General features: G+C 57.9%; 23 protein-coding genes. 14 read left to right on the forward strand and 9 right to left on the reverse strand.

Going from position 1 to position 23,784, the window contains the following annotated elements; all coding sequences use genetic code 11:
- Nucleotides 1–8: 8 nt before the first annotated feature.
- From PhaeoP97_RS12005 to PhaeoP97_RS12030, 6 genes are all read right to left on the reverse strand, one after another.
- On the reverse strand, nt 9–782 hold the full coding sequence (locus tag PhaeoP97_RS12005) for a potassium channel family protein (RefSeq protein WP_072505248.1): 774 nt from the start codon (nt 780–782) through the stop codon (nt 9–11).
- Between the two features lie 159 nt (nt 783–941).
- A complete protein-coding gene (locus tag PhaeoP97_RS12010) occupies nt 942–1,451 on the reverse strand; it encodes a CarD family transcriptional regulator (protein ID WP_072505249.1) in 510 nt (169 codons plus the stop codon).
- A gap of 379 nt (nt 1,452–1,830) precedes the next feature.
- On the reverse strand, nt 1,831–2,169 hold the full coding sequence (gene fdxA / locus PhaeoP97_RS12015; protein ID WP_008559821.1) for a ferredoxin FdxA: 339 nt from the start codon (nt 2,167–2,169) through the stop codon (nt 1,831–1,833).
- A 63-nt stretch (nt 2,170–2,232) separates the two neighbouring features.
- A complete protein-coding gene (locus PhaeoP97_RS12020) occupies nt 2,233–2,604 on the reverse strand; it encodes an RNA-binding S4 domain-containing protein (protein ID WP_420848981.1) in 372 nt (123 codons plus the stop codon).
- Between the two features lie 10 nt (nt 2,605–2,614).
- The gene (locus PhaeoP97_RS12025; RefSeq protein ID WP_072505251.1) at nt 2,615–5,641 is read right to left on the reverse strand and encodes a helicase-related protein; all 3,027 of its coding nucleotides are present in this window, start codon (nt 5,639–5,641) and stop codon (nt 2,615–2,617) included.
- Between the two features lie 40 nt (nt 5,642–5,681).
- The gene (locus PhaeoP97_RS12030; protein WP_072505252.1) at nt 5,682–6,251 is read right to left on the reverse strand and encodes a tetratricopeptide repeat protein; all 570 of its coding nucleotides are present in this window, start codon (nt 6,249–6,251) and stop codon (nt 5,682–5,684) included.
- A 98-nt stretch (nt 6,252–6,349) separates the two neighbouring features.
- Between PhaeoP97_RS12030 and PhaeoP97_RS12035 the strand changes: the two genes are divergently transcribed.
- From PhaeoP97_RS12035 to PhaeoP97_RS12045, 3 genes are all read left to right on the forward strand, one after another.
- Nucleotides 6,350–6,637 (forward strand): SCP2 sterol-binding domain-containing protein, encoded by a 288-nt coding sequence (locus tag PhaeoP97_RS12035; RefSeq protein ID WP_072505253.1) that lies wholly within the window; start codon nt 6,350–6,352, stop codon nt 6,635–6,637.
- The gene (locus PhaeoP97_RS12040) at nt 6,637–7,599 is read left to right on the forward strand and encodes an alpha/beta hydrolase (protein ID WP_072505254.1); all 963 of its coding nucleotides are present in this window, start codon (nt 6,637–6,639) and stop codon (nt 7,597–7,599) included. Before PhaeoP97_RS12035 ends, PhaeoP97_RS12040 begins: the two co-directional genes overlap by 1 nt.
- A 146-nt stretch (nt 7,600–7,745) precedes the next feature.
- The gene (locus PhaeoP97_RS12045) at nt 7,746–9,590 is read left to right on the forward strand and encodes a M3 family oligoendopeptidase (RefSeq protein WP_072505255.1); all 1,845 of its coding nucleotides are present in this window, start codon (nt 7,746–7,748) and stop codon (nt 9,588–9,590) included.
- Nucleotides 9,591–9,680: 90 nt separating this feature from the next.
- On the opposite strand, the gene PhaeoP97_RS12050 is transcribed toward PhaeoP97_RS12045, so the two are convergent.
- Complete coding sequence (locus PhaeoP97_RS12050) at nt 9,681–9,950, reverse strand: DksA/TraR family C4-type zinc finger protein (RefSeq protein WP_072505256.1); 270 nt, start codon at nt 9,948–9,950, stop codon at nt 9,681–9,683.
- 239 nt (nt 9,951–10,189) lie between these two features.
- Here PhaeoP97_RS12050 and PhaeoP97_RS12055 point away from each other — a divergent pair, with 239 nt between their 5' ends.
- Entirely contained in the window at nt 10,190–10,804 is a 615-nt protein-coding gene (locus tag PhaeoP97_RS12055; RefSeq protein WP_072505257.1) for a glutathione S-transferase family protein, read from the forward strand.
- A 45-nt stretch (nt 10,805–10,849) separates the two neighbouring features.
- Complete coding sequence (locus PhaeoP97_RS12060; protein ID WP_072505258.1) at nt 10,850–11,446, forward strand: SDR family oxidoreductase; 597 nt, start codon at nt 10,850–10,852, stop codon at nt 11,444–11,446.
- Between the two features lie 104 nt (nt 11,447–11,550).
- On the opposite strand, the gene PhaeoP97_RS12065 is transcribed toward PhaeoP97_RS12060, so the two are convergent.
- Both PhaeoP97_RS12065 and PhaeoP97_RS12070 read right to left on the reverse strand, forming a co-directional pair.
- Complete coding sequence (locus tag PhaeoP97_RS12065) at nt 11,551–12,612, reverse strand: ABC transporter ATP-binding protein (protein ID WP_072505259.1); 1,062 nt, start codon at nt 12,610–12,612, stop codon at nt 11,551–11,553.
- Between the two features lie 17 nt (nt 12,613–12,629).
- Nucleotides 12,630–13,421 (reverse strand): IclR family transcriptional regulator, encoded by a 792-nt coding sequence (locus PhaeoP97_RS12070; protein ID WP_072505260.1) that lies wholly within the window; start codon nt 13,419–13,421, stop codon nt 12,630–12,632.
- Between the two features lie 134 nt (nt 13,422–13,555).
- Here PhaeoP97_RS12070 and PhaeoP97_RS12075 point away from each other — a divergent pair, with 134 nt between their 5' ends.
- The 9 genes from PhaeoP97_RS12075 to PhaeoP97_RS12115 all read left to right on the forward strand — a co-directional run bounded on the left by PhaeoP97_RS12075 (nt 13,556) and on the right by PhaeoP97_RS12115 (nt 23,782).
- Entirely contained in the window at nt 13,556–14,806 is a 1,251-nt protein-coding gene (locus PhaeoP97_RS12075) for an ABC transporter substrate-binding protein (RefSeq protein ID WP_072505261.1), read from the forward strand.
- Nucleotides 14,807–14,952: 146 nt separating this feature from the next.
- A complete protein-coding gene (locus PhaeoP97_RS12080) occupies nt 14,953–15,900 on the forward strand; it encodes a carbohydrate ABC transporter permease (RefSeq protein WP_072505262.1) in 948 nt (315 codons plus the stop codon).
- Nucleotides 15,900–16,748: a carbohydrate ABC transporter permease gene (locus tag PhaeoP97_RS12085; protein WP_072505263.1), complete on the forward strand. Its 849-nt coding sequence runs from the start codon at nt 15,900–15,902 to the stop codon at nt 16,746–16,748. The genes PhaeoP97_RS12080 and PhaeoP97_RS12085 overlap by 1 nt, the downstream gene beginning before the upstream one ends.
- Nucleotides 16,745–18,850: an alpha-galactosidase gene (locus tag PhaeoP97_RS12090; RefSeq protein WP_083570375.1), complete on the forward strand. Its 2,106-nt coding sequence runs from the start codon at nt 16,745–16,747 to the stop codon at nt 18,848–18,850. Before PhaeoP97_RS12085 ends, PhaeoP97_RS12090 begins: the two co-directional genes overlap by 4 nt.
- A complete protein-coding gene (locus PhaeoP97_RS12095; protein ID WP_072505264.1) occupies nt 18,847–20,562 on the forward strand; it encodes an IlvD/Edd family dehydratase in 1,716 nt (571 codons plus the stop codon). The genes PhaeoP97_RS12090 and PhaeoP97_RS12095 overlap by 4 nt, the downstream gene beginning before the upstream one ends.
- The gene (locus PhaeoP97_RS12100; RefSeq protein ID WP_072505265.1) at nt 20,562–21,332 is read left to right on the forward strand and encodes an SDR family NAD(P)-dependent oxidoreductase; all 771 of its coding nucleotides are present in this window, start codon (nt 20,562–20,564) and stop codon (nt 21,330–21,332) included. Before PhaeoP97_RS12095 ends, PhaeoP97_RS12100 begins: the two co-directional genes overlap by 1 nt.
- Nucleotides 21,329–22,312, forward strand: coding sequence for a 2-dehydro-3-deoxygalactonokinase (locus PhaeoP97_RS12105; RefSeq protein ID WP_072505266.1), 984 nt, complete (start codon nt 21,329–21,331; stop codon nt 22,310–22,312). Before PhaeoP97_RS12100 ends, PhaeoP97_RS12105 begins: the two co-directional genes overlap by 4 nt.
- Nucleotides 22,309–22,920 carry a 2-dehydro-3-deoxy-6-phosphogalactonate aldolase gene (locus PhaeoP97_RS12110; protein WP_072505267.1) on the forward strand — a complete coding sequence of 204 codons (612 nt, stop codon included), beginning with the start codon at nt 22,309–22,311 and terminating at the stop codon, nt 22,918–22,920. The genes PhaeoP97_RS12105 and PhaeoP97_RS12110 overlap by 4 nt, the downstream gene beginning before the upstream one ends.
- On the forward strand, nt 22,910–23,782 hold the full coding sequence (locus PhaeoP97_RS12115) for an SMP-30/gluconolactonase/LRE family protein (protein ID WP_072505268.1): 873 nt from the start codon (nt 22,910–22,912) through the stop codon (nt 23,780–23,782). Before PhaeoP97_RS12110 ends, PhaeoP97_RS12115 begins: the two co-directional genes overlap by 11 nt.
- The last annotated feature ends 2 nt before the right edge of the window (nt 23,783–23,784 follow it).

Below are 23,784 nucleotides of genomic sequence, written 5' to 3' on the forward strand. Positions count from 1 at the left end.
CGACACGCCTATTCCACACCGCTGGTCCGGATCTTCAGAGGCCCGCCACAGTGCTTGCAATGCACCGCGTCAACATCGTGCCGGGTCAGACCACATTGCCCGCAGGTATAGCGTACCCTCTGCGGATTAAAGATCGCCTGTGCCAAACGCACAAACAACGTCACCCCAACCACCATCACAAAGACAGAGAATGTCTTACCCGCAGGCGTGGCCATGGTGATGTCGCCAAAGCCTGTGGTGGTCAGCGTCGCTACGGTAAAGTAGAGCGCGTCAATATAGGGATATTCGCTGCCCGAACTGTCCATGAAAAACACCAACACTGTTATCGAGGTCGCGAAGACAAAGATGAACAGATTTATTCCTGCAATGATTGCATCCTCGTGCCGCCGGAAGAACCGACTATCTCGCCGCAGATCCTGTAACAAATGGTAGGAATGGATTAGGCGCAATCCCCGCAGGATCCGTAAGAAGGCCAGACCACCGGGCAGGATCGTCTCCAGCAGCAGGGACAGAAGCACGACAAAATCTGCCAGCGTATAGATGCGCCAGAATAGCTTGCGCCGGTTGCTGCTGATCCAGAAACGAGCGGCCAGATCCAAAGCGATCACAAGCCCGATAAACCAGCTAATGGCAATCAGCTCTGGCCCATGAGGAATATGGGCCGTGGACATAAAAAACAGAATGCTGACTGCATCAAACGCGGTCAGACCATATCGAAACCAAATAGAGGCGCTGTCGCTCCCGCGATAAAGATCCTTCAGGCGGGTTTTCAACTCAGGCATATGTGGTTCTCTGCTGTCTGTGATCGTTTTGACGATGTACCCTAATCCCAGGTCTTCGCAACCATCAGTGACCCGTCACTTGACAGGGGCCATTCAAAACAAAAAAGAGGCTGCACCATACGGAACAGCCTCTTTGTAGATTTGTGTAATTAACCGCTGTCAGGCAGCACGAGAGGTCAGGACCTCATCCACCTGCTTGGCAGCAGAGATCTCATCGCCACCGGAAACGGCTGCCACTTCGCGTGTCAGACGTTCCAATGCAGCCTCGTAGAGCTGACGTTCAGAATAGCTTTGCTCGCGCTGATCATCCGTACGATGCAGGTCGCGGACCACCTCAGCGATAGAGATGAGATCACCGGAGTTGATCTTTTGCTCATATTCCTGGGCGCGACGCGACCACATGGCGCGCTTAACCTTAGCCTTGCCCTTAAGGGTGGTCATCGCCTTGGCGATCACATCCGGAGAACTCAGCGAACGCATACCGATTTCGGTTGCTTTATTGGTCGGCACCCGCAGGGTCATCTTGTCCTTTTCAAAGGTGATCACAAACAGTTCCAGCGTGAAGCCGGCCACTTCCTGCTCCTCGATCGAGAGGATCTGCCCCACACCATGGGCCGGATACACAACATAGTCATCGGGGCGGAATTCAGGCTTCTTCGATTTGGTCATACAGGTCTTTCCTCGCTATGTGCCGACGCCTCCGCCGACAAGGCTGCTTCAAAGTCCATCCGCGCAATGATCAAGTGATCCGCACCGGCAGACATGTCGCAGAAAAACCGCCAAAAGAACCGTGCGACGCAAGGCGCACGATCAAGGCGGACATCCGTTGATTGGTCATTTGCTGATTCAGCATATCACATTTTTTGCCCTACAAAAAGGCAAGCACCCGGCAAACCTGAGCACGAAAAGCTCCGACATCGCACAGAACTGCAAAAACACATCATTTTCTGTGTTTGCTTGATGGTCATGCGATGCAGGTCAAGCCTGAGTCGCACCCCGAGGACAGAGATAGCCTATTCACCACACCAGTCAGACTGTTACAGGCCTATCAGCCGCCTTCGCCAGGTGCCTCGGAGAAATATTTCTCCAGCTTGCCCTCTTCACCGTCACGCTCTTCGGCATCAGGAAGCGGATCTTTCTTGGATACAATGACTGGCCACATCTCGGAATACTTGCGATTGAACTCGACCCATTTGTCCATATCTGGCTCGGTATCAGGACGGATCGCATCGGCCGGGCATTCCGGCTCGCAGACGCCGCAATCAATGCATTCATCCGGATGGATCACAAGGGTGTTTTCGCCCTCGTAGAAGCAATCGACCGGGCAGACTTCGACGCAGTCGGTGTATTTGCAGGCAATGCAGTTGTCCGTAACGACATAAGTCATGATAGCCGAGTCCCGTAGCTGTTTGACAACTAGCTAATTCACCGCGCCGTCGGCTTCAAGATGTCAAAACGCGCCATCCCGACGACTAAGATCAAGCGCCCTGCGCTCTTTCTTGTCCGGGCGACCTTTTCCCTCATAGCGCGGATTACGCGGTACAGGGTCCTGCTTTTCGGTCATATCAAAGTACAGGGCCTGAGCTTCGGGTGCTGGTCCACGCCGCGTGCCCAAGGCCTCAATCCGCACCATTCGAACAATACGACCTTGGGGAAAGGTCAGAACATCACCCAAAGTGACGTTCTGAGCCGGTTTTGAGATCTTGCTGCCATTCAGGCGAAGATGACCGCCGCTGACAAGTTTGGCAGACAGGCTGCGGGTCTTGAAGAACCGCGCCTGCCACAACCATTTGTCAATTCTGATCTTCTCGTCCATTGGCATCTAGGATCGGTTAATCGCCCTGCTTCAGCCCCATAAGTGCTGCGGCAAAGGGATTGTCTGGATCGATCTGCTTTTCCTTCTTCGGCGGTCGGGCGGAATAAGTCTTGCCACCCTGATCCTGACGGGGCCCACCCTTTTTACCGGGTTTGCCGTCACGACCGCCTGGCTTGCCACCACGGGGTTTGCCCTTGCCGCGCGGGGCGTCGCCACCCCGTTTGGCGCCGGAACGTTCACCCTCAGTGCCAGCATCCTGACCACGGCGCCCACCATTGCGGTTGCCGCCAGTCTTGCGCGCACGGCCCCAAGTGAAGGTATAGAACACCTCCATCTCCAGCTCTTCGACCTTGGCGTCAGCGGGTTCACCCACCGGCGTCTCGATCTCGGCGGTTTCGGGGATGGGGTCCACAGCAACCGCGTCGGCCAGCGTCTCAGCTACAGGCGCTACGCCTGCATCCTCGATATCTGCAACCTCTGCTGGCACCTCCACAGGTGCCCCAGTATCAGCGGCATCAGCTTCAGTTGTTGCAGCCGTATCAGCTTCATCGGGTGCGGCAGCAGGTGTGTTCTCAATCTGCGCGGCGGCGTCCATCACAGGCACATCCGCGTCGGGTGCACTGGTCTCGGTGACCACTGCATCGACCGGTTTGGCCTTTGCGCGCTCAGCCTTGTCAGCCTGATAGCCGAGCCCCTGCATCAGATCTGCAAACTGCTCTAGCGTCATGCCGGTGATCGACAGCATATCGGCCTTGGCTTCAAACCCGCCGCGGCTGTCTTCGGCGCGCAGCATATCGGCCAACCGTTCGAGCATATCAATGCGAATCATCCGCTCGCCTGCATCACGATAGCCACACATGGTATCGTAACCCTGTGGTGCATCCTTGATCACCGGCACAGTCACCAGACCGGCAGGCGGCGCGTCGGGGAATTCGCTCAGGCCACCGTACAGAGCCCAGAGTACCAGACGCAAACGGGTTGGTGCTGGCTTCAGCAGCAGCGGCATAAAGATGGTGAACTGACCAAAGCGGATGCCATGCTTGCGCAGCGCACCGCGGGCATCCTGATCGAGATCTTTCACCTCTTGTGCGACAGCTCCGCGCGGCAAAAGGCCAAGTCCCTCGACCATACGGAACGCAAAACCACGGGCAAGGCCGGTCAGCTCTTCGTCGCGCTGCAGATTGAGCAGCGGCTCAAACAGCGCATTGACCTTGCGAGAGATGAAATGCTGCAGGCGGCGTTCGACTTTCTGAGCAACGTCTGCCCCAGCAGCGTCATCCACAAAAACCTCGATGCGTGGATTCAGCGGATCTGCGCCGGCCACCAATTTGCCGACAGCATGTTCGCCCCACATCAGGCCGCCCTGATCGGTAAAATCAATTTCAGTATCCGGCGCGTTGTAGAAACGGTCAGCCCGGAGATGGAAATGCGGTGCGAGTGCTTGCAGGGACGCAGATTTCAACGCCTTTGCCTCGGCGCCCTGAGCGCCTTTGTCCGGCGAGAACCGGAACCCTTCAAGACGACCAACGAATTCTCCTTCGACGGTCACTTCACCCTTGTCATTCACTTCGGCCAAAAGGGCCTCCTTCTGTTTGAGCCGGCGCAAAAGCACGGACGTGCGCCGGTCCACAAATCGCTGAGTCAGACGTTCGTGCAAGGCGTCCGACAATCTGTCTTCTACAGCGCGCGTCTCCCCGCGCCAATGACTTTCATCACGAACCCAGCCGTTCCTTTGCGCGACATAGGTCCAAGTCCGGATAAAGGACAAACGTTTCGACAATGCGTCAATGTCGCCATCAACCCTATCGATCCTTTTTATCTGCCGCGCCAGCCAATCGTCCGGCACCACCCCAGGACCATGCAGATACTGGAACAATACGCCCAAAAGCCCAGAATGTTCCGACTGCGAGATCCCCCGAAAGTCGGGAACCCGGCAGATATCCCATAGCAAACGTACCGACGGGGCATTCGTCGTGCGCGCCAGAACCTCCCCCTGCTGAGAAAGCGATTTCAGCGCGATCAGATCGTCGGCCTCGCGGGCCCGGATAAGATTTGGATTCTGCGACGCTGATTCGAGCGAGCGGATCAACGCCTCTACCGTGCCGAATTGCAGCGCCGAGGATCGCCAGTTCAGCTTTTTCAACGGCGTGAAACGATGCTCCATAATGGCCTGCGCCACGCCGTCGTCCAGCGGTGGCGCATCGCCTGTGACGCCAAAGCTGCCGTGGCTCATGCCCCGGCCTGCCCGTCCGGCAATCTGGGCCAGCTCATTCGGGGCCAGCTGTCGCATACGTCGGCCATCGAATTTGGCCAACGACGAGAATGCGACGTGATCAATATCAAGGTTCAGCCCCATGCCAATGGCGTCGGTTGCCACCAGATAATCAACTTCACCGTTCTGATAGAGTTCGACCTGCGCGTTGCGTGTGCGTGGGCTGAGCGCCCCCATGACAACGGCGGCGCCCCCCTTCTGGCGGCGGATCAACTCTGCAATGGCATAGACGTTGTCGATAGAGAACCCGACGATGGCAGTACGGGCAGGCATCCGGCTGATTTTTTTGGAACCCGCATAGACCAGATCCGACAGTCGCTCGCGGCGCACGAACTGGACACCGGGGACCAGCTCAGCGATAGGTCCGCGCATGGTGTCAGCCCCCAGAAACAGCGTCTCCTGCGTTCCACGCGCACGCAGCAACCGATCGGTAAAAACATGACCTCGCTCTGGATCGGCGCAGAGCTGGATCTCATCCACAGCGAGGAAATCGCACCCCATTCCTTCGGGCATCGCCTCAACCGTGCAGATCCAATATTTCGCACGGGGCGGAACAATGCGTTCCTCGCCAGTGACCAGCGCCACCACCGAAGGCCCACGTACCGCCACCACCTTGTCATAGACCTCGCGTGCGAGCAGACGCAGCGGAAACCCCATGACACCGGTGCGGTGTCCCAGCATCCGCTCGATTGCGTAGTGGGTTTTACCGGTATTCGTTGGCCCCAGAACGGCCACGATCCGGGAGCCCCCGGAAATCTGCGTGCCTGTCATGATATTGTCCCCACGCCCGAACCGAGCCTTGTGTTCCGTCCTAAAGCTCTTTGCCTTCGACCTGACTCTTCAGTCGATCCAGCGCGTTGGTTATCCCCTCGTGGTGCGGATGTATAGCCTCCGCCCTCTGGTAGGCCTCATAGGCGTTTTGCGGATCATTGAACTGTTCAAACATCGCCCCCAGCGCATAAATCGCATTGTAATCATTGGGGTTCAGCATCAGCGTCCGCTCTAGATCTGCAACCGCGGGTCCAAACAGCCCGGCAGTGAAATAGGCTCGTGCGCGCTCATACCAGCCCATTGCGAAATCCGGCGCATGATCCGTCAGCGCCGTAAGATGCTCGATGGCAATCTGGGTATCTCCTCGGTCTAGCGCGTCAACGCCCCTTTTCATCAATAGATCCATCGCGGCAGAGCCGCTTTTGCCCCAAAGCGCCTGAAGCGCGCGGTCCAGCCCGATCGCGTCACTTGGATCAGCTATGGAGAGCGCAGTCAGCAACCCCGCCTCATCCTGCGGCATTTCCGCTTGAACCTGCAAAGGCACGGAAAACAGGACTGTCAAAGACGTTGCCGCCACGATAGCTTTGAGCTTGGAGAATTTTGCAACCATGATGCGTTGAGTGTAACCGCGCAGCCTGCGTTTTCCAGAGCGGTGAGGCTTTCCCTCACATAAAAGTGCTGGCTGCGGCCCAAATATGAGGACTCAACATGAGCGAAACGCTGACTCAAGCGGCAGAAACGCTGAACGCAAAAATGGACGGCGGCTTTGACGGCTCCGCCAAATTCGACATCACAGGCATGGGCACCATCATGCTGGACCAGAGCGGCGCCCGCGTCGCAGACGAAGAAGCAGAGGTCACTATGACCGCCGATGCGGAAACGTTTCAGTCCATCATCGAAGGTGAGATGAACCCAACTACAGCCTTTATGAGCGGCAAACTGACCATCGACGGTGACATGGGTACCGCGATGAAACTGGCATCGGCAATGGCCTGATGGATGCGCACCTGATGGATCTGACCCCTGCCCCCTTCTTTGCCGATATCGCGCAGGGACCAGATGGCGGCCAGGCTCATTGGGTGACCACCAGCGATGGCCTGCGCATCCGCGTGGGCCATTGGCGACCGGAGGGCGTTAGCAAGGGAACACTGCTGCTGTTCCCCGGACGCACCGAATATATCGAAAAATACGGCGCCGCCGCCAAGGATATGGCCAAGCGGGGCTATGCCACGCTGGCCGTGGACTGGCGCGGTCAGGGGTTGGCAGATCGGATGCTGCCGGAACGTCTATTGGGTCATGTGGTTGCCTTTCGCGATTTCCAAAAGGATGTTGAGGCCACCGTGGATTTGGCCGAACGGCTGGCGCTGCCAAAACCTTGGTTTGTTCTCGGGCATTCTATGGGTGGCGCCATCGGGTTACGCGCCGTAATGGCGGGGCTTTCGGTCAAGGCCTGCGTATTTACCGCACCTATGTGGGGCATTCAGATTCCCCGCGCCCTGCGTCCGCTTGCACGGGTGCTCAGCTCCATGGGTAGCCGGTTTGGTATCAGTGCGATGCGCACCCCCACCACCACATTGGCCCCCTATGTGCAGGCCAGCCCTTTTGAGGGTAATTCACTTACAAATGATGCGCAGATGTATCGACTGATGCAGGACCAGCTAGAGGCACAGCCCGATCTCTCGCTTGGCGGGCCAACCGTGCAATGGCTCGGCGAAAGCCTGCGAGAATGCGCCGCGCTGGCCGCCATGCCATCCCCGGCCCTGCCCTGCATCACCTTCCTCGGCACACAAGAGCAGATCGTCAATACCGCCGCTATTCATGATCGTATGGCCCGGTGGCCCGGTGGCGAATTGGAAATGGTCGAGTGCGCCCAGCATGAGGTCCTGATGGAGGGACCAGAGACCCGGCGCATGGTGTTTGACAAAGTCGCACGGCTGTTTGACCAATACTGCAACTAAGCACTGACGACATACCCCTGCATGCCCCTCAGCGCGCCCGCAAAACAGCGGGACAGAAATTGGCGCCCCGCCTTGGCACGTTGCTTGTGATCTGCCCCCCTCACGCTTAGATGTCGGCTAGACACATAACAGCCTGAGGTACCCTGATGTTCACAGTCCCCTTCCTTGACCGCGACCTACTGCGAGACGTCAATGCCAATGCCGCAGGCGGCTCCGGGCCGGATGGGCTGGGCAATCTGCCCGAATGGGACCTCAGCGATCTCTACACGTCTGAAAACGCCGCCGAACTTGATCGTGATCTGGCCTGGCTAGAAAGCGAATGCGCTAGCTTTGCCGCCGACTACGAAAACAAGCTCGCTAATCTGGATGCCGAAAGCTTGCTAGCCTGCGTTCTGCGCAATGAGAAAATCAACAGCATCGCCGGGCGCATCATGTCGTATGCGGGCCTGCGCTACTACCAGCTGACCACGGATGCGGAACGGGCCAAATTCATGTCCGACATGCAGGAGAAGATCACCATCTTCACCACGCCGCTGGTGTTCTTCACGCTGGAAATCAACCGGATTGACGACGCCACGCTAGAGGCGCATTTCGCAGCCAATACAGATCTGGCGCGCTACAAGCCTATCTTTGATCGCATCCGCGCGATGAAGCCTTATCAGCTGTCGGATGAGCTGGAGAAATTCCTCCATGATCTGGGCGTGGTGGGCGATGCCTGGGAACGGCTGTTTGACGAAACCATCGCGGGCCTCATCTTCACCGTGAATGGAGAAGAGTTGAACATTGAGGGCACGCTGAACCTGCTGACGGAACAGGATCGCAGCAAACGCGAGGCGGCGGCGCGCGAGCTGGCCCGGGTCTTTTCTGACAACATCAAGATCTTTGCCCGCGTCCATAATACCCAAGCCAAGGAAAAGGAAATCCTTGACCGCTGGCGGGGGATGCCGTCACCGCAGATGGGTCGCCACCTGTCCAACCACGTTGAACCCGAAGTGGTCGAGGCCCTGCGAGAAGCGGTTGTTGCGGCCTACCCCAAACTGTCGCATCGTTACTATGAACTGAAGCGCAGATGGCTGGGGCTGGACCGGATGCAGGTCTGGGACCGAAACGCGCCGTTGCCGATGGAGACCACCCGCACCGTCAACTGGGATGAAGCGCGCAAGATGGTAATGGACGCCTATAGCGCCTTTGACCCGCGCATGGGCGATCTGGCCGAGCCGTTTTTTGACAAGGGCTGGATCGACGCGGCAGTGAAACCGGGCAAGGCACCCGGTGCCTTCGCCCACCCTACCGTCACCGATGTGCATCCCTATGTGATGCTGAACTACCTCGGCAAACCGCGCGATGTGATGACCCTGGCGCACGAGCTGGGCCACGGCGTGCATCAGGTACTGGCGGCAGATCAGGGCGAGATGCTGTCGTCGACACCGCTGACACTGGCTGAGACAGCCTCGGTCTTTGGCGAGATGTTGACCTTCCGTAAGATGCTGGAAAACGCCAAGGACAAGAACGAGCGCAAAATTCTGCTGGCGGGCAAGGTCGAGGACATGATCAACACCGTCGTGCGCCAGATCGCGTTTTATGATTTTGAGTGCAAACTGCACGCCGCCCGCGCCGAGGGTGAGCTGACCCCCGATGACATCAACGCCCTATGGATGTCAGTACAAGCCGAAAGCCTGGGCGAGGCCTTTGATTTCATGGAAGGATACGAGACCTTCTGGACCTATGTACCGCATTTTGTGCACTCCCCTTTCTACGTCTACGCTTACGCATTTGGGGACGGGCTGGTGAACGCGCTCTACTCGGTCTACGCAGAAGGGGCCGAAGGGTTCGAGGATAAGTACTTCGACATGTTAAAGGCCGGGGGCTCCAAGCACCATAAGGAACTGTTGGCACCATTTGGTCTGGATGCAAGTGATCCGACTTTCTGGGATAAGGGGCTCAGCATGATTTCCAGTATGATCGACGAGTTGGAGTCGATGGAGGACTGATCCTAAATTAGTACGTGGCAAACCAATTAAAGGGGCGTGACCGGCAGGTTGCGCCCTTCTCCGTGTCTACTACGCCCTTTTTCAAAGCGATTACTTCAGCTGACTGTCCTTGCTGCCGCGACGGTTAATGCCGCCGCGCGCATTGTAGGCGCTGTCGCGATCCTGCTGACACTCAATACAGAGCTTTACGCCGGGGATAGCCCTGCGACGTGGCTCTGGGATTGGCTCTTCGCAATCGGCGCAATGGGTCAGGCTCTCGCCCATCGGGCCACGGCGCGCTTTCAATCGTGCCAACTCGTCGCTGATCGAGGCTTCGATTTGCTCACTCACGGCGCCGTCGCGGGCCCATCCTCCAGCCATGACATTTCTCCCTTTGGTCGAAGCAAGGTAGCATATTTGCCCCACGTTGTCAGAAGACAACGCAGACCTCCCCGACCGGGTTCCGACCTTGCCTCGTGCGCCGCGATATGCCGATCAGCCCATGGGGCGTGGGAACAAAAGTCGCAGGCCATTCATTGAGTATGCAACGGCGGTTCTTCGCTGCCAGTTGATGTCTAGCGCGCCGTACTTGCAGAACCTATGATTCTAAGGAGCCATTCATGCTGACAATTCATTGCCTTGGCCACTCTCGTGCCATCCGCCTCATCTGGCTGATGGAAGACCTGGGGCAGCCCTACGATATGGTTTTTTACGAGCGCACCGACAATTTTCGAGCACCGGATAGCTTGGCCAAAGTCCATCCTCTGGGCAAATCACCCGTGATCGAAGACGGGCATATCAAGATTGCAGAATCCGCAACCTGCCTGCGGTATCTGACGAAACGCTTTGACGACAACACCCACGTCCCACCCGCCGACACCGCCGAGGCGCTGCGCCATGAGGAACTGCTCGATTATGTCGAAAGCTCCTTTGCAGAGGTGGCGATGGGCGTGTTACTGCCTGCGCTGCGTGGAAAGCAGGCAGATGATAATGCCGAACAGGCCATGACTGCACATCTTAGCTATCTGACACGCCAGCTGCCTGAAGAGGGCTTGCTGTTTTCGGATAGCCCGACGCTGGCTGACATCCAGTTTTCCTACATCCTCGCTAATCTATCCGCCATTGGTGCCCTAAAAGAAGCGCCGCGCGTTGCCAGGTACTGGGACGATATTCAAAAACAGCCTGGATGTCAGGCGGCTGTGGCCAAGGCAGGACCGATGGCGCCATCGTTTTAGACCTCTCAACGCGCCTCTTCCACGTGACCATTTCAGGAGCCTAATATGAAAATTCTTGTCGCCGGTGCCACCGGCAAAACTGGCCGTCGTCTGGTCGAAAAACTGCATCGCCTTGGCCATCAACCCATCGCTCTGGTTCGCGAAAGCTCTGACACCAGCACATTGTCACGTGGAACGCTCACGCGACACGGTGATCTTACCGATTTGCCGCAGGACGTCTGCAAGGATTGTGACAGCGTTATCTTCGCCGCCGGGTCAGGTGGCGATACCAGCGCCGAAATGACCGACAAAATCGACCGTGATGGAGCCAAACGACTGGTGGATCTCGCCAAACAATCCGGGGTTTCACGTTTTGTAATGCTTAGCACTGTGGGCGCAGGGGATCCCGACCCAGAGAGCGAGCTGGCGCATTATCTTCAGGCCAAGCATGAGGCGGATGAGCATCTTAAACGCTCGGGGCTTGATTATGCAATCCTACGCCCGGTCCGCCTGACCGAAGGCGATGGCACCGGCAAGGTTCAGTTCGGCGAAAATGTCCACCCTGACGCAGTGGCCGCGCGCGGTGATGTCGCCGCAGCTTTGGCCGATGCAGTCTGCAACCCCAATTGGAGCGGCAAAGCACAACTGATGCAGTCGCTCTAGGGTTCTGGCCGACCAGGTAAGCTCCGGCGTGGTTCACGCCTGAGCTTATCATTTGGCGCTGCTGTTGAGAGGAAACATCCCGACAACTCACCACGTGACCGACCTCAGCGCAGACGCTGTTCGCTCTGCCCATCAAAGAAGTAGGCCTTTGTGTCATCAAAGTCTAACGTCACTGCGGTGCCTTCTGGCAGCGCCTCATCCCCACGGGTTTCAACAATTATTTTCTCTCCGGTGCTGCTGCGTAGATAGTCATAGGACACCCCACCCAGCCGTTCCCGCAGCTCTAGGATCAGGCTGCTATCACCGGCCTCAACCGTCAGATGCTGTGGACGGATCCCAACCAACACAGTCGCCCCTTCCTTCGGCAACACGACGGATGTCCGTACCCGCCGGTTTTCCAGCGCAGGGACGACGATCACGCCACCCGCAACCTGACCTTTCAAAAAATTCATACTGGGAGAGCCGATAAAACCGGCAACAAAACGGTTGTCGGGGTCAGCGTACAGATCCATCGGGCTGCCGACCTGCTCGACCCGACCGGCCCGCAGCACAACAATTTTATCCGCCAGCGTCATCGCCTCGACCTGATCATGGGTCACATAGATCATGGTGGCACCGATTTCCTTGTGCAGGCGCGCGATCTCGACCCGCATGTCAACGCGCAGCTCAGCATCAAGATTGGAGAGCGGCTCGTCGAACAAAAACACCTCCGGGCCGCGCACTATCGCCCGCCCTATGGCAACCCGCTGACGCTGACCGCCAGACAGGGCTTTCGGCTTGCGCTTGAGGTAATCATCCAGCTTCAGGATCCGGCTCGCTTCATCGACCTTTGCCTTAATCGCGGCCTTAGGGTGGCCGTTCATCTTGAGCCCGAACCCCATGTTTTCCTCAACAGTCATATGGGGGTAGAGCGCATAGGACTGAAACACCATCGCGACACCACGATCCGCGGCATCCAGCCCCGTCACGTCGCGGTCGCCAATGTGAATCTGTCCGCTGCTGGTCTCCTCCAGCCCAGCGATCATCCGCAACAATGTGGATTTTCCACAGCCCGAGGGACCGACAAAGACGCAGAATTCGCCATCCCTGATGGATAGATCCACATCATGGATCACTTGAACATCGCCATATTTTTTGACGGCCTTGGCCAATGTGACCCCTGTCATTCGTCTTCTCCCTAAGATTAACTCGGAAATTGCCAGGTCTCGGCTGCGGTTGCGATTTCTTGCGCGGCCTTTACCAGTGCCGGACGCAGATTGCTTAGCGCATCCAGCGACTGCCGCTGGCGCGAGGATGTGATCGACAAACCGCCCATCACCTTGCCCGCCGCCGACAGGATCGGGACTGCGATGCAGATGATGCCGGGCTCGTGCTCTTCGCGGTCAAAGGCGACGCCGTCGCGGCGGATCTCTGCCAGCTCAGCCATCAGTGCTTCGGGGGTGGACAGCGTCTGGGGCGTATGAGCAAAAAACGCCTGTCGGCGGATCGCATCGGCCTGCGCCTCCGCTGACAGATACGCGATCATCGCCTTACCGACACCAGTACAGTAGCCAGGTCCGATCTTGCCCGCCTGACTGAACATTTCGATTGGTGTTTCGGCGTTGCGTTTATCAACATAGAGCACCTGGCCGCGATCCAGCTGCGCCAGATGGATGGTCTCTCCGACGTCTGCTGATAGCTGGTCAAGACAAGGCCGCGCGACCGGGGCCAGCGCGCTTTGCCGCCATGCGGCATGGGCCAGCCGCACCAACCGCAGGCCCGGTGCATAGGTCTGCTGGGTATCATCATAGGACAGCATGCCTTGATTTGTCAGTGTCTGGACCAGCCGATACAGGGTCGCCTTGGGATGATCCGATATCGCCAGTACCTCGCCAAACCGCATGGGACGGCCCGCCTCGGCAATTTGATCCAGCACCGCCAGCGCCTTGCCGACTGTACCATCTGCCTCTCGCGCGTTGGGCGCCATCTTTGCCATCGCTATCCTTTCTCGTCCATGCCGGGATGGACGTAACTGTTGACATCCTTAGCCGAGGCCGCTCATAGTTTCAATAGTTGGAATTTGGTTCCAATATATGAAACAAAACTATAAGCGTCAATCGGGAGGACGTCATGACTAAACTGAAAGGAACGGTCGCGGGGCTGGCATTGGGCCTTGGCCTTGTGACCTCAGCACAGGCCGAACTCAGCGGCACGCTCAAGATTTTTTCGGACATGTCCAATCCTGCGCCCCGCGCAGTGATGGAACAGATGGCAGAAGATTTTGACGCCATGCACCCTAACCTGTCGGTTGAGCTGACCGTCATCGACCGCGAAGCCTACAAGACCCAGATCCGCAACTTCCTGACTGCAAATGCACCGGATGTGGCCAACTGGTACGCGGCGAACCGTATGCGGCCCTATGTATCTGCGGGCCTGTTTGAGGATGTCAGCGATTTATGGGCCGAACCTGCGATCGCGGATGCGCTGGCCTCGACCAAGGGCGCAATGACGCTGGATGGCAAACAATGGGGCGTGCCCTATACCTACTATCAGTGGGGCGTTTACTACCGCGAAGACATCTACAACGAATTGGGCCTGGAAGAGCCCACCGACTGGGAGAGCTTTAAGTCCAACTGCCAGAAGATCTTGGATTCCGGTCGAAAATGCTTCACCATCGGGTCAAAGTTCCTATGGACTGCAGGCGGCTGGTTTGACTATCTGAACATGCGGACCAACGGCTATGACTTCCACATGGCGCTGACCAATGGCGAAGTTGCTTGGACTGACGACCGCGTCAAACAGACTTTTGCCAACTGGCGCGAACTGATCGACATGGGTGCGTTCATCGACAACCACCAGTCGTATAGCTGGCAAGAAGCCCTGCCGTTTATGGTAAAAGGCGAGGCCGCAGCCTATCTGATGGGCAACTTTGCCGTCGCCCCGCTGCGCGAGGCCGGCCTTAGCAATGACCAGCTGGATTTCTATCAGTTCCCGACTATCAACCCCGACGTAGAACGGGCCGAAGACGCCCCTACGGACACGTTCCACATCCCAGCGGGCGCGCAGAACAAAGAAGCCGCGCGAGAATTTTTGCGGTTTGTCGTCTCGGCCGACAACCAGACCAAGATCAATGGCGGTAACGCACTTGGTCAATTGCCGGTGAATTCTGGCTCTTCGGTAGATGACGACGAGATGCTGAACCAGGGCTTTGAGATGCTCTCGTCCAACTCACCCGGTGGCATCGCGCAGTTCTTTGACCGCGACGCTCCGGCAGAAATGGCCTCCATCGCGATGGAAGGCTTTCAGGAATTCATGGTGTTCCCGGACAATCTGGACGACATCCTAAGCCGTTTGGAGAAAGCACGCGAGCGGGTTTACTAACCCCCGCTTCGCCATTTTGACAGCAAGGCCGGTTCATCTTATCGGCCTTGCAATGCTTCGATGCCAGATCGCGTAGCATTGCGGGTATCGGTACCCGCTGCACAGCCCGCAGCCCCCCGCGGCAAGACCAACAAGGGAGATCTCCTGTGGCTAAGACCAACCTCGCCCCAGAAATCGGACCGACTGCCAGATCGCGCGGTTCCAGCGATAGCTGGCTGCGGCGCAATCGCCAAACCCTCGCACCGTGGCTGTTCCTTGCGCCCGGCGTGATCTTCTTTCTGTTCTACGTGATCTTCCCAATTCTTCAGAGCTTCAACCTCTCGTTCTACCGCTGGGACGGTCTGGGTGATCCACAGTTCATCGGCATGGACAACTACCGCGAGCTGATGGACGATCGCGCCTTCGAAGTCTCTATGTGGAACAACCTCAAGTGGCTGCTTCTCTATCTATTGGCCATCCCAGCGGGGCTATTCATCGCACTGTTCCTAAATCAGACAGTGACAGGTATTCGCCTTTATAAATCTTTGTTTTTCTTTCCTTTTGTGATCAGTCAGGTTGTTGTTGGCCTGGTGTTCAGCTGGTTCTACGACCCCACCTTTGGTTTGTTAAATCAGGTGTTGGGCTGGGTTGGGCTGGGCCCCTTGAACGTCCTTGGGGATCCGACACTGGTGACTTATGGCATCATTGCCGCAGGGCTGTGGCCGCAAACGGCTTATTGCATGATCCTGTATCTGACCGGCCTGAATGCCGTTGATCCAGAACAGGTAGAAGCGGCGCGGCTGGACGGCGCAAAAGGCGCCAAAATGCTCTGGTATGTCATCATTCCGCAACTGAGACCGGCAACTTTTGTGGCCTTTGTTGTGACCATTATTGGCGCGCTGCGCAGTTTTGATCTGATTTCCATCATGACCAACGGCGGGCCCTTCGGTTCCAGCCGGGTGTTGTCTTTCTATATGTTTGAAAAAGCTCTGTCAGAATATGGCTTTCGCATGGGATATGGCGCCGCCATCGCGGTGGTGCTGTTTTTGATCATGCTCTGCTTCATCGCTTACTTCCTGTGGTCCATGTACCAAGATGATAAAGGTGCGCGCTGATGTTTCCTAAACCTATTCAAAACAGCTCTCGCGGGTGGCAGGCCACATATCAAGCGCTGGTGCCCGCCGCATTGATCCTATGGTTGTTGCCGTTGATTGCGGTGGCGATTTTTTCCGTCAAGCCAGACGTGGATTTCACCACCGGAAACTACTGGGGAATGCCCAGCTCGTTTGAGGGCGCCAGCAACTATGGCAAAGTCTTCTTCGGGTCCGACATGCCGCGATATCTCATGAACTCGGTCCTGATCACGGTTCCGACCGTCATTGGCGCGGTAGCCCTGTCCTGCATGACCGGCTTCGCCCTAGGGGTTTATAAGTTTCGCGGCAATCTGTTGCTGTTCTTCATGTTTGTCGCTGGGAATTTCGTTCCGTTCCAGATTTTGATGGTTCCGGTGCGGGATCTGACACTGGACCTGGGGCTTTACAACACCAAGACCGGCCTTGTGCTGTTCCACATCGCCTTTCAAACAGGGTTCTGCACACTGTTCATGCGAAACTTTATCCGCGCTCTGCCGTTTGAGCTCATCGAGGCCGCACGGGTCGAGGGCGTCGCGGAGTGGCGGATCTTCTGGTATGTGGTTCTGCCCCTGATGAAGCCAGCGATTGCCGCTCTCGCGGTGCTGATCTTCACTTTCATCTGGAATGACTACTTTTGGGCCGTGGTACTGACGCAAGGTGCCGAGAGCCAGCCGGTGACCGCCGGGATCACCAGCTTCAACGCGCAATATCGGGCCGCCTACCATTTGATGAGCGCAGGCAGTATCGTCGCCGCCCTTCCGCCCGTTGCGATGTTCTTCCTGATGCAGCGCCATTTCATCGCAGGGCTAACGCTAGGAGCGGTGAAGTGACCAGCCGAAAGCAAGACGATATCCGCAGCTGGGCGCTTCAGGATCAACGACAAAGCCTGATCCTTGCCGCCCGCGGCAACCAGCTGGCAGAGGTGATCTATTGGGGGCCCCGATTGCCAGACGGGACTGATCTGACCGCCCTCGCCGCTGCCACTTGTATGGATGTAACCGGTGGCATGCTGGACGCAGTCCCGCCCCTGTCCATCTGCCCCGAGGCACGTCGCACCTTCCCCGGTCAGCCCGGACTTTCAATTGTCGATACAGATGGCGCTCCGATTCTGCCGCGCTTTGCCTTTCTACGGGCCGAGGAGGGCAACAATGCCATCACTCTGCGCTACCGTGATGAAGACATTGGGATAAGCTACGGTGCAACGTTTGAACTGACACCTAGCACCGGCATAATCCGCATGCAGGCCTCATTACAGTCAGACAATCCTATCCACCTTCCGTGGCTATCGGCTCCGGTGCTGCCTGCGCCGCAGAACAGCGATGATATCATCGACTTTCACGGTCGCTGGATTGGTGAATTCCAGATTTCCCGCACCCCCTGGAGCGCTGGCGCACGGTTGCGGGACAATCCTACGGGGCGCACCAGCCACGAACATTTCCCCGGCCTGATCGTGCCCTGCAATGGTGCCACAAATACTCAAGGGGTGGCCTATGCCTTTCACTATGGCTGGTCCGGTGGCCATCGGATGCTGGCCGAAGAACTGCCAGATGGACGTCGCCAAATCCAATTTGGCCATGCCAGTGGCAGTCGCAGAGCCCTTGGTACCTGCTTTGAGACCGCGCCGTTATATGTCGCGTTCTCCGATCAGGGTATGAACGGCTGCGCTGTCGCGTTCCAACGTCACCTGCGGGACGAAATCCTTGAGGCCCCGCGTCCGGACCGCCCGCGGCCTGTGCACTACAATTGCTGGGAGGCCGTTTATTTCGGCCACGAACACGATACCCTATGCGATATTGCCAGCCGCGCCGCGGATCTCGGCGCTGAACGCTTCGTGCTGGATGACGGCTGGTTTGGCAAACGCGACGATGACACCACGTCCCTTGGCGACTGGACAATCGACGAACGTAAGTATCCCGATGGCCTGATGCCCCTAATCGAACATGTCCACGCAGAGGGTATGACATTCGGTATTTGGTTTGAGCCAGAGATGGTTAACCCGGAGAGTGATCTGTTCCGTGCCCACCCGGATTGGATGCTGGGCGACAGGGATCAGATTTTGGGCCGCCAACAGTTGGTGCTGAATATCGCAATGCCGGAGGTGCGGGACTACCTTTACGAGCGTATCGCGGCAATGCTGGCGCATCATCCGATCGACTATGTCAAATGGGACCATAATCGCGTCCTGCCAGAACCCGACTGCGCCCAGGCAAAGGCGGCCTATGCGCTCTTTGACAGGCTGCGCGCCGGTTTTCCTGAGGTAGAGTTTGAAAGTTGCTCTTCCGGTGGAGGGCGGATTGATTTTGGTATCCTGTCACGCACGCATCGCGTCTGGCTGTCTGATAGCAACGATCCGATTGAACGGCTGCGTATCCAGCATGAGGCTGCGCTGTTTTTGCCAATGGTCGTCACCGGTAGCCATGTTGGCCCACGCCAATGCCATACGTCTGGTCGCGCCACTGACATCCGTTTGCGCGCCTGGGTCGCAGCACAGCGCCATATGGGGTTTGAGATGGACCCGCGCGAACTGACCGAGGAAGAGACTAAGGTCCTGCAGCACGTCACAAGCTGGTGGAAGGATAACCGCAATTGGATGGCCCGCGCCGATATCCTGCGGCTGGACAGTGACGATCCGGCAGTGATTGCGGAACTGCAACGTGCCGAAGGGGGCCGCCAATTCGTGGTCTTTGCAGGGCTAGTTGCCCCAAGCACCCAGATTCTGCCACGACCCCTGCGTTTAACCGGATTGGAGCCTGACGCCAGCTATTTGATTACGCTTCATAATCGAGACGATACACCTGCGCTTTCACGTGGAACGCCGCTTCTGAAAACCGAGGCCGTAACTCTCAGCGGTCAGTATTTGATGCATTATGGGATCACCCTCCCGTGGAGTTTTCCACAGTCGATCTGGGTGATCGAAGGAACACGCCAATGACCAAAGACAGACGAAACCGCGCCTGGTACGGCAAACTCGATAAAGACGGCTTTATTCATCGCAGCTGGATGAAAAACCAGGGCTTTCCAGATCATGCCTTTGACGGCCGACCGATCATCGGTATCTGCAACACGTGGTCTGAACTCACGCCGTGCAACAGCGGCTTGCGAGATTTGGCCGAAGGCGTGAAGCGCGGCGTTTGGGAAGCGGGCGGGTTTCCCGTGGAATTCCCGGTGATGTCCCTGGGCGAGACGCAGATGAAACCGACCGCCATGCTGTTTCGCAACCTGCTTGCCATGGATGTCGAAGAGTCGATCCGCGCCTATGGCATCGACGGCGTTGTCCTGCTGGGGGGCTGTGACAAGACGACACCGGGTCAGTTGATGGGAGCAGCGTCTGTTGATTTACCGGCAATTGTTGTCAGCTCAGGCCCAATGCTGAACGGCAAATGGCAGGGCAAGGACATCGGCTCTGGAACCGATGTTTGGAAATTCTCCGAAGCGGTGCGCGCGGGCGAGATGACGTTACAGGATTTCATGGCAGCAGAATCTGGTATGAGCCGTTCCAAGGGGGTGTGCATGACAATGGGGACCGCCTCCACCATGGCTTCTCTGGTTGAGGCCATGGGCATGAGCCTGCCGACAAATGCCGCCCTGCCCGCCGTTGACGCCCGTCGCATGGCTCTGGCGCATCTGACGGGAAAACGGATCGTCGAGATGGTCGAAGAAGAGCTGAAACCATCGGACATCCTGACACGCGACGCTTTCATCAACGCCATTATGGCAAATGCCGCTGTCGGTGGATCAACCAATGCGGTTGTGCATCTGCTGGCGTTGGCAGGCCGTGTGGGGGTTGAACTGACGCTGGATGATTTTAATCTGGGTAGCGACATCCCGCTGCTGGTGAATTGCATGCCCTCAGGTAAATACCTGATGGAAGATTTCTGTTATGCGGGCGGAATGCCTGTTGTGCTGCGACAATTGGCGGAAACAGGACATTTACGACCAAACACAACCGTGCTCGGCGGCGATATCAGGGCCTATACCGACGGTGCCGAATGTTTCAACGGTGATGTCATCAAGAGCTTTGCCGATCCGGTCAAACCGGCGGCCGGGTTGCGGGTGCTACGCGGAAATCTGGCCCCGAACGGGGCGATCGTCAAACCCTCGGCGGCGACCGATCATCTCTTGGAACATGAAGGCGAGGCTTATGTCTTTGACACCATCGAAGACATGAAAGCCAACATTGACCGCGACGATCTGCCGGTCACCAAGGACAGCATTCTGGTGCTGAAAGGTGTTGGCCCCAAAGGCTATCCCGGCATGCCCGAGGTCGGCAATATGCCGATCCCTCGCAAGCTGGTCCGCGACGGGGTGCGTGATATGATCCGTATTTCTGACGGGCGCATGTCGGGTACCGCCTTTGGCACCGTCATCCTGCATGTCTCGCCAGAATCTCAGGCAGGTGGCCCATTGGGGCTGGTGCAGACTGGCGACCGGATCCGCGTCAGCGCCAGTGCTGGCAGCCTTGACCTGCTGGTTGCAGAAGAAGAGCTGCAAGCGCGCCGCCGCGCCTGGCTGCCTGAACCGCCACATTACACGCGCGGCTATGCCAAACTCTATGTCGACAGCGTGCTTCAGGCCGAACAGGGCGCGGATCTCGATTTTCTTGTGGGCAAAGACACCCGCCCCGTCACACGAGAGAGCCATTGATGACCGATACGGCAACCTTCCCCGATCTCAACGGGGCCTCCGTTTTTATCACCGGTGGCGGATCCGGCATTGGCGCCGCCCTGACAGAAGGATTTTTGCGTCAAGGGGCCAAGGTCGCATTTGTCGGCCGCTCTGATGCGTCCGCATTTGTGGATCAGATGGAGACACAGACCGGAAACCGCCCGCTGTTCATTCGCTGCGACATCACCAACGTTTCTGCGTTGAGGACGGCGATTGATCAGGCGGCGCAGACGCATGGGCCGATTACTGCTCTGGTCAACAACGCCGCCAATGATCAGCGTCACGCAACACTGGAGGTGGAAGAGGAGTTCTGGGACTGGGCGCAGGCAATCAACCTCAAAGCCTATTTCTTTGCCTGTCAGGCGGTATTGCCAGGGATGCAGGCGGCAGGCGGCGGTGCCATCGTGAACTTCACGTCGATCAGCTACATGATGGGCAACAGCGGCTACCCCGCCTACACTACTGCCAATGCCGGGTTGAACGGCTTAACCCGCAGTCTCGCAAGGGAATTTGGTCCCGACCGTGTGCGCGTGAATGCACTGGCACCCGGATGGGTGCTAACCGAAAAGCAGCTTGATAAATGGGCAACGCCCGACGCGCTCGCCGCACATCTTGAGCGACAATGTCTGAAGGATCACCTTTCTCCACAGGACATCGTGGCGTCCGCGCTGTTCCTTGCCTCTGCCAGCAGCCGAATGATCACCGGCCAGACTCTGGTCGTGGACGGCGGCGTTGTGGTGACGGGATGACTCGGCAGATAGGTCCCGAAACCGGTACAGGTGGCCCAGCAGGGCCGCTAGCTTGGATCGCTGCCGACTGGGGCACAACCCAGCTGCGGCTGTGGTTGCTGGACGATCAAAATCGGGTGTTGCATCGTATCAAGTCGGACAAAGGCATGTCCCAGCTGACGCCAGACACCTATGAGCCGACCCTGCTAGAGTTGCTGGCAACTCACCTGCCCTCTCTGGGAAACGATAAACAGGACGCGATTTCTGTGATTTGCTGCGGAATGGTCGGCTCGCGTCAAGGCTGGGCGGAGGCCCCTTATTCTACGGCCCCCTGCCCACCACCTGGAATTGATCAGGCAACCCTCGCCCCGATACGGGATCCGCGCCTGACGGTGTATCTGCTACCGGGCATCAAGACCCTCACCCCAGCAGACGTCATGCGTGGCGAGGAAACACAAATTGCCGGCTTCCTCGCGCAAGAGGCGGTTAGTGGTAGCGACCATACCCAGCTGATATGCCTGCCCGGCACCCACAGCAAATGGGCCCGCCTTCAGGACGGGCAAGTCACCCGTTTTACCACCTTCATGACAGGGGAGGTTTTTGCCCTGCTACAAGGCCATTCGGTGCTGCGGCACTGCGTGGCTGATACGGGCTGGGACGACGATGCCTTTGCCACAGCCCTAAGCGAGGCGCTTTCCAACCCGGCCCAAACCGTCGCGTCGCTGTTTCGAATCCGGGCTGATGCCTTACTGTCAGATCAAAGCGAGGAGACCGCACGCGCGCGTCTATCCGGACTGTTGATCGGGGCTGAGCTGGCGGCCACCCGTCACGACTGGACAACTCACCCCATGACCATTTTGGGCACCGAGCAATTGGCGCGCCGCTATGAACAGGCCCTCCTGCTGCAAGGCTGTAAGCCCCGACGCGTTGATGCTGAAACACTGACACTCGCGGGGCTCTGCGCCGCGCGCGCCCATCTGCGAAAGAACCTCTCGCCATGAACCGAAATATTATTGCCATCCTCCGAGGCCTGCATCCCGAAGAGGCACGCCCCATAACCGATACGTTGATCGACGCAGGCATCACCCGGATTGAAGTACCGCTGAACTCTCCCGATCCGTTTGACAGCATTGCCGCCATGCTGGAGCAGGCCGAAGGCCGCGCCACAATTGGCGCTGGTACGGTGCTGGACACGGATGCAGTTGCGCGGCTGGCAGGCATGGGCGCGCAGATGGTGGTCTCACCTGACTGCAATCCGGATGTGATCCGCGCAACCAAGGCTGCAGGAATATTGTCCTACCCAGGCGTATTCACTGCGAGCGAATGTTTCGCAGCATTGCGTGCGGGCGCGGATGGGCTGAAGTTCTTCCCGGCCTTCAAACTGGGGCTTGATGGGTTTTCGGCCCTAAAAGCTGTCCTGCCAACAGACGCCGAAACCTACGCGGTCGGCGGTGTTGGCCCGGATGATTTTGCAGCCTGGCAGCGGGCTGGGATCACCGGCTTTGGTCTTGGCGCATCGCTTTATGCACCGGGCCGCTCAACGCTGGATGTGGCGCGTCTCGCAGCCGAAATCGTCGCGGCCTACGATGAGGCCTTTGATGACCAGTGATCCATTCTGCCACCCTCAAGCGGCAGAGATCTTTAGCGAGACCTGCTGCACCCTCGGCGAGGGGCCGCTCTGGCATCCGACCCGCAATCAACTGTTCTGGTTCGATATCATTGAGAAGCGCCTGTTGACCGTACAAGACGGAGCAGAACAAAGCTGGCAATTCGACGAATGCGTCTCCGCCGCAGGCTGGGTCGATGAGATGACGCTGATCATCGCCAGCGCATCAGCGCTCTGGCAGTTTGACATCGCAACCGGCGCGCGGGCGCACATCGTGGATCTGGAGGCTGACCAAACTCTGACTCGTTCCAACGACGGGCGCGCCGATCCGTGGGGCGGGTTCTGGATCGGCACCATGGGTTACAATGCTGAACCGGGGCTGGGTGCGATCTATCGCTACTATCACGGTGAGCTGCGCCGCATCGTGGCGGATCAGACGATCACCAACGCGATCTGTTTCGCGCCTAACCGATCCTGTGCCTATTTCACCGACACAACGACCGGTAAAATCATGCGCCAGCCGCTGGCTGCGGGTGATGGCTGGCCCATTGGGACAGCCGATGTATTTCTTGACCTGAGCGGGAAAGATTTTGGCCCCGATGGTGCGATCGTGGACACAATCGGACGGTTCTGGAACGCGCAATGGGGGGCAAGCCGCGTGGCCGTCTACGGCGCAGACGGAACGCTGGAAGAGATCTACCCGGTCCCGACATCCCAAGCATCCTGCCCAGCTTTAGGCGGCGCAGATTTCTCCCGCTTGTTCATCACCACCGCTGCAGAGGGGTTGGACGATCCCGATGCAGGCAGAACGTATCACATCCAAACCACGGCCAAGGGCCAGCGCGAGCATCGCGTCATTTTGTGAGG

Source organism: Phaeobacter porticola (genome assembly GCF_001888185.1).
Taxonomy (GTDB): Bacteria; Pseudomonadota; Alphaproteobacteria; order Rhodobacterales; family Rhodobacteraceae; genus Phaeobacter; species Phaeobacter porticola.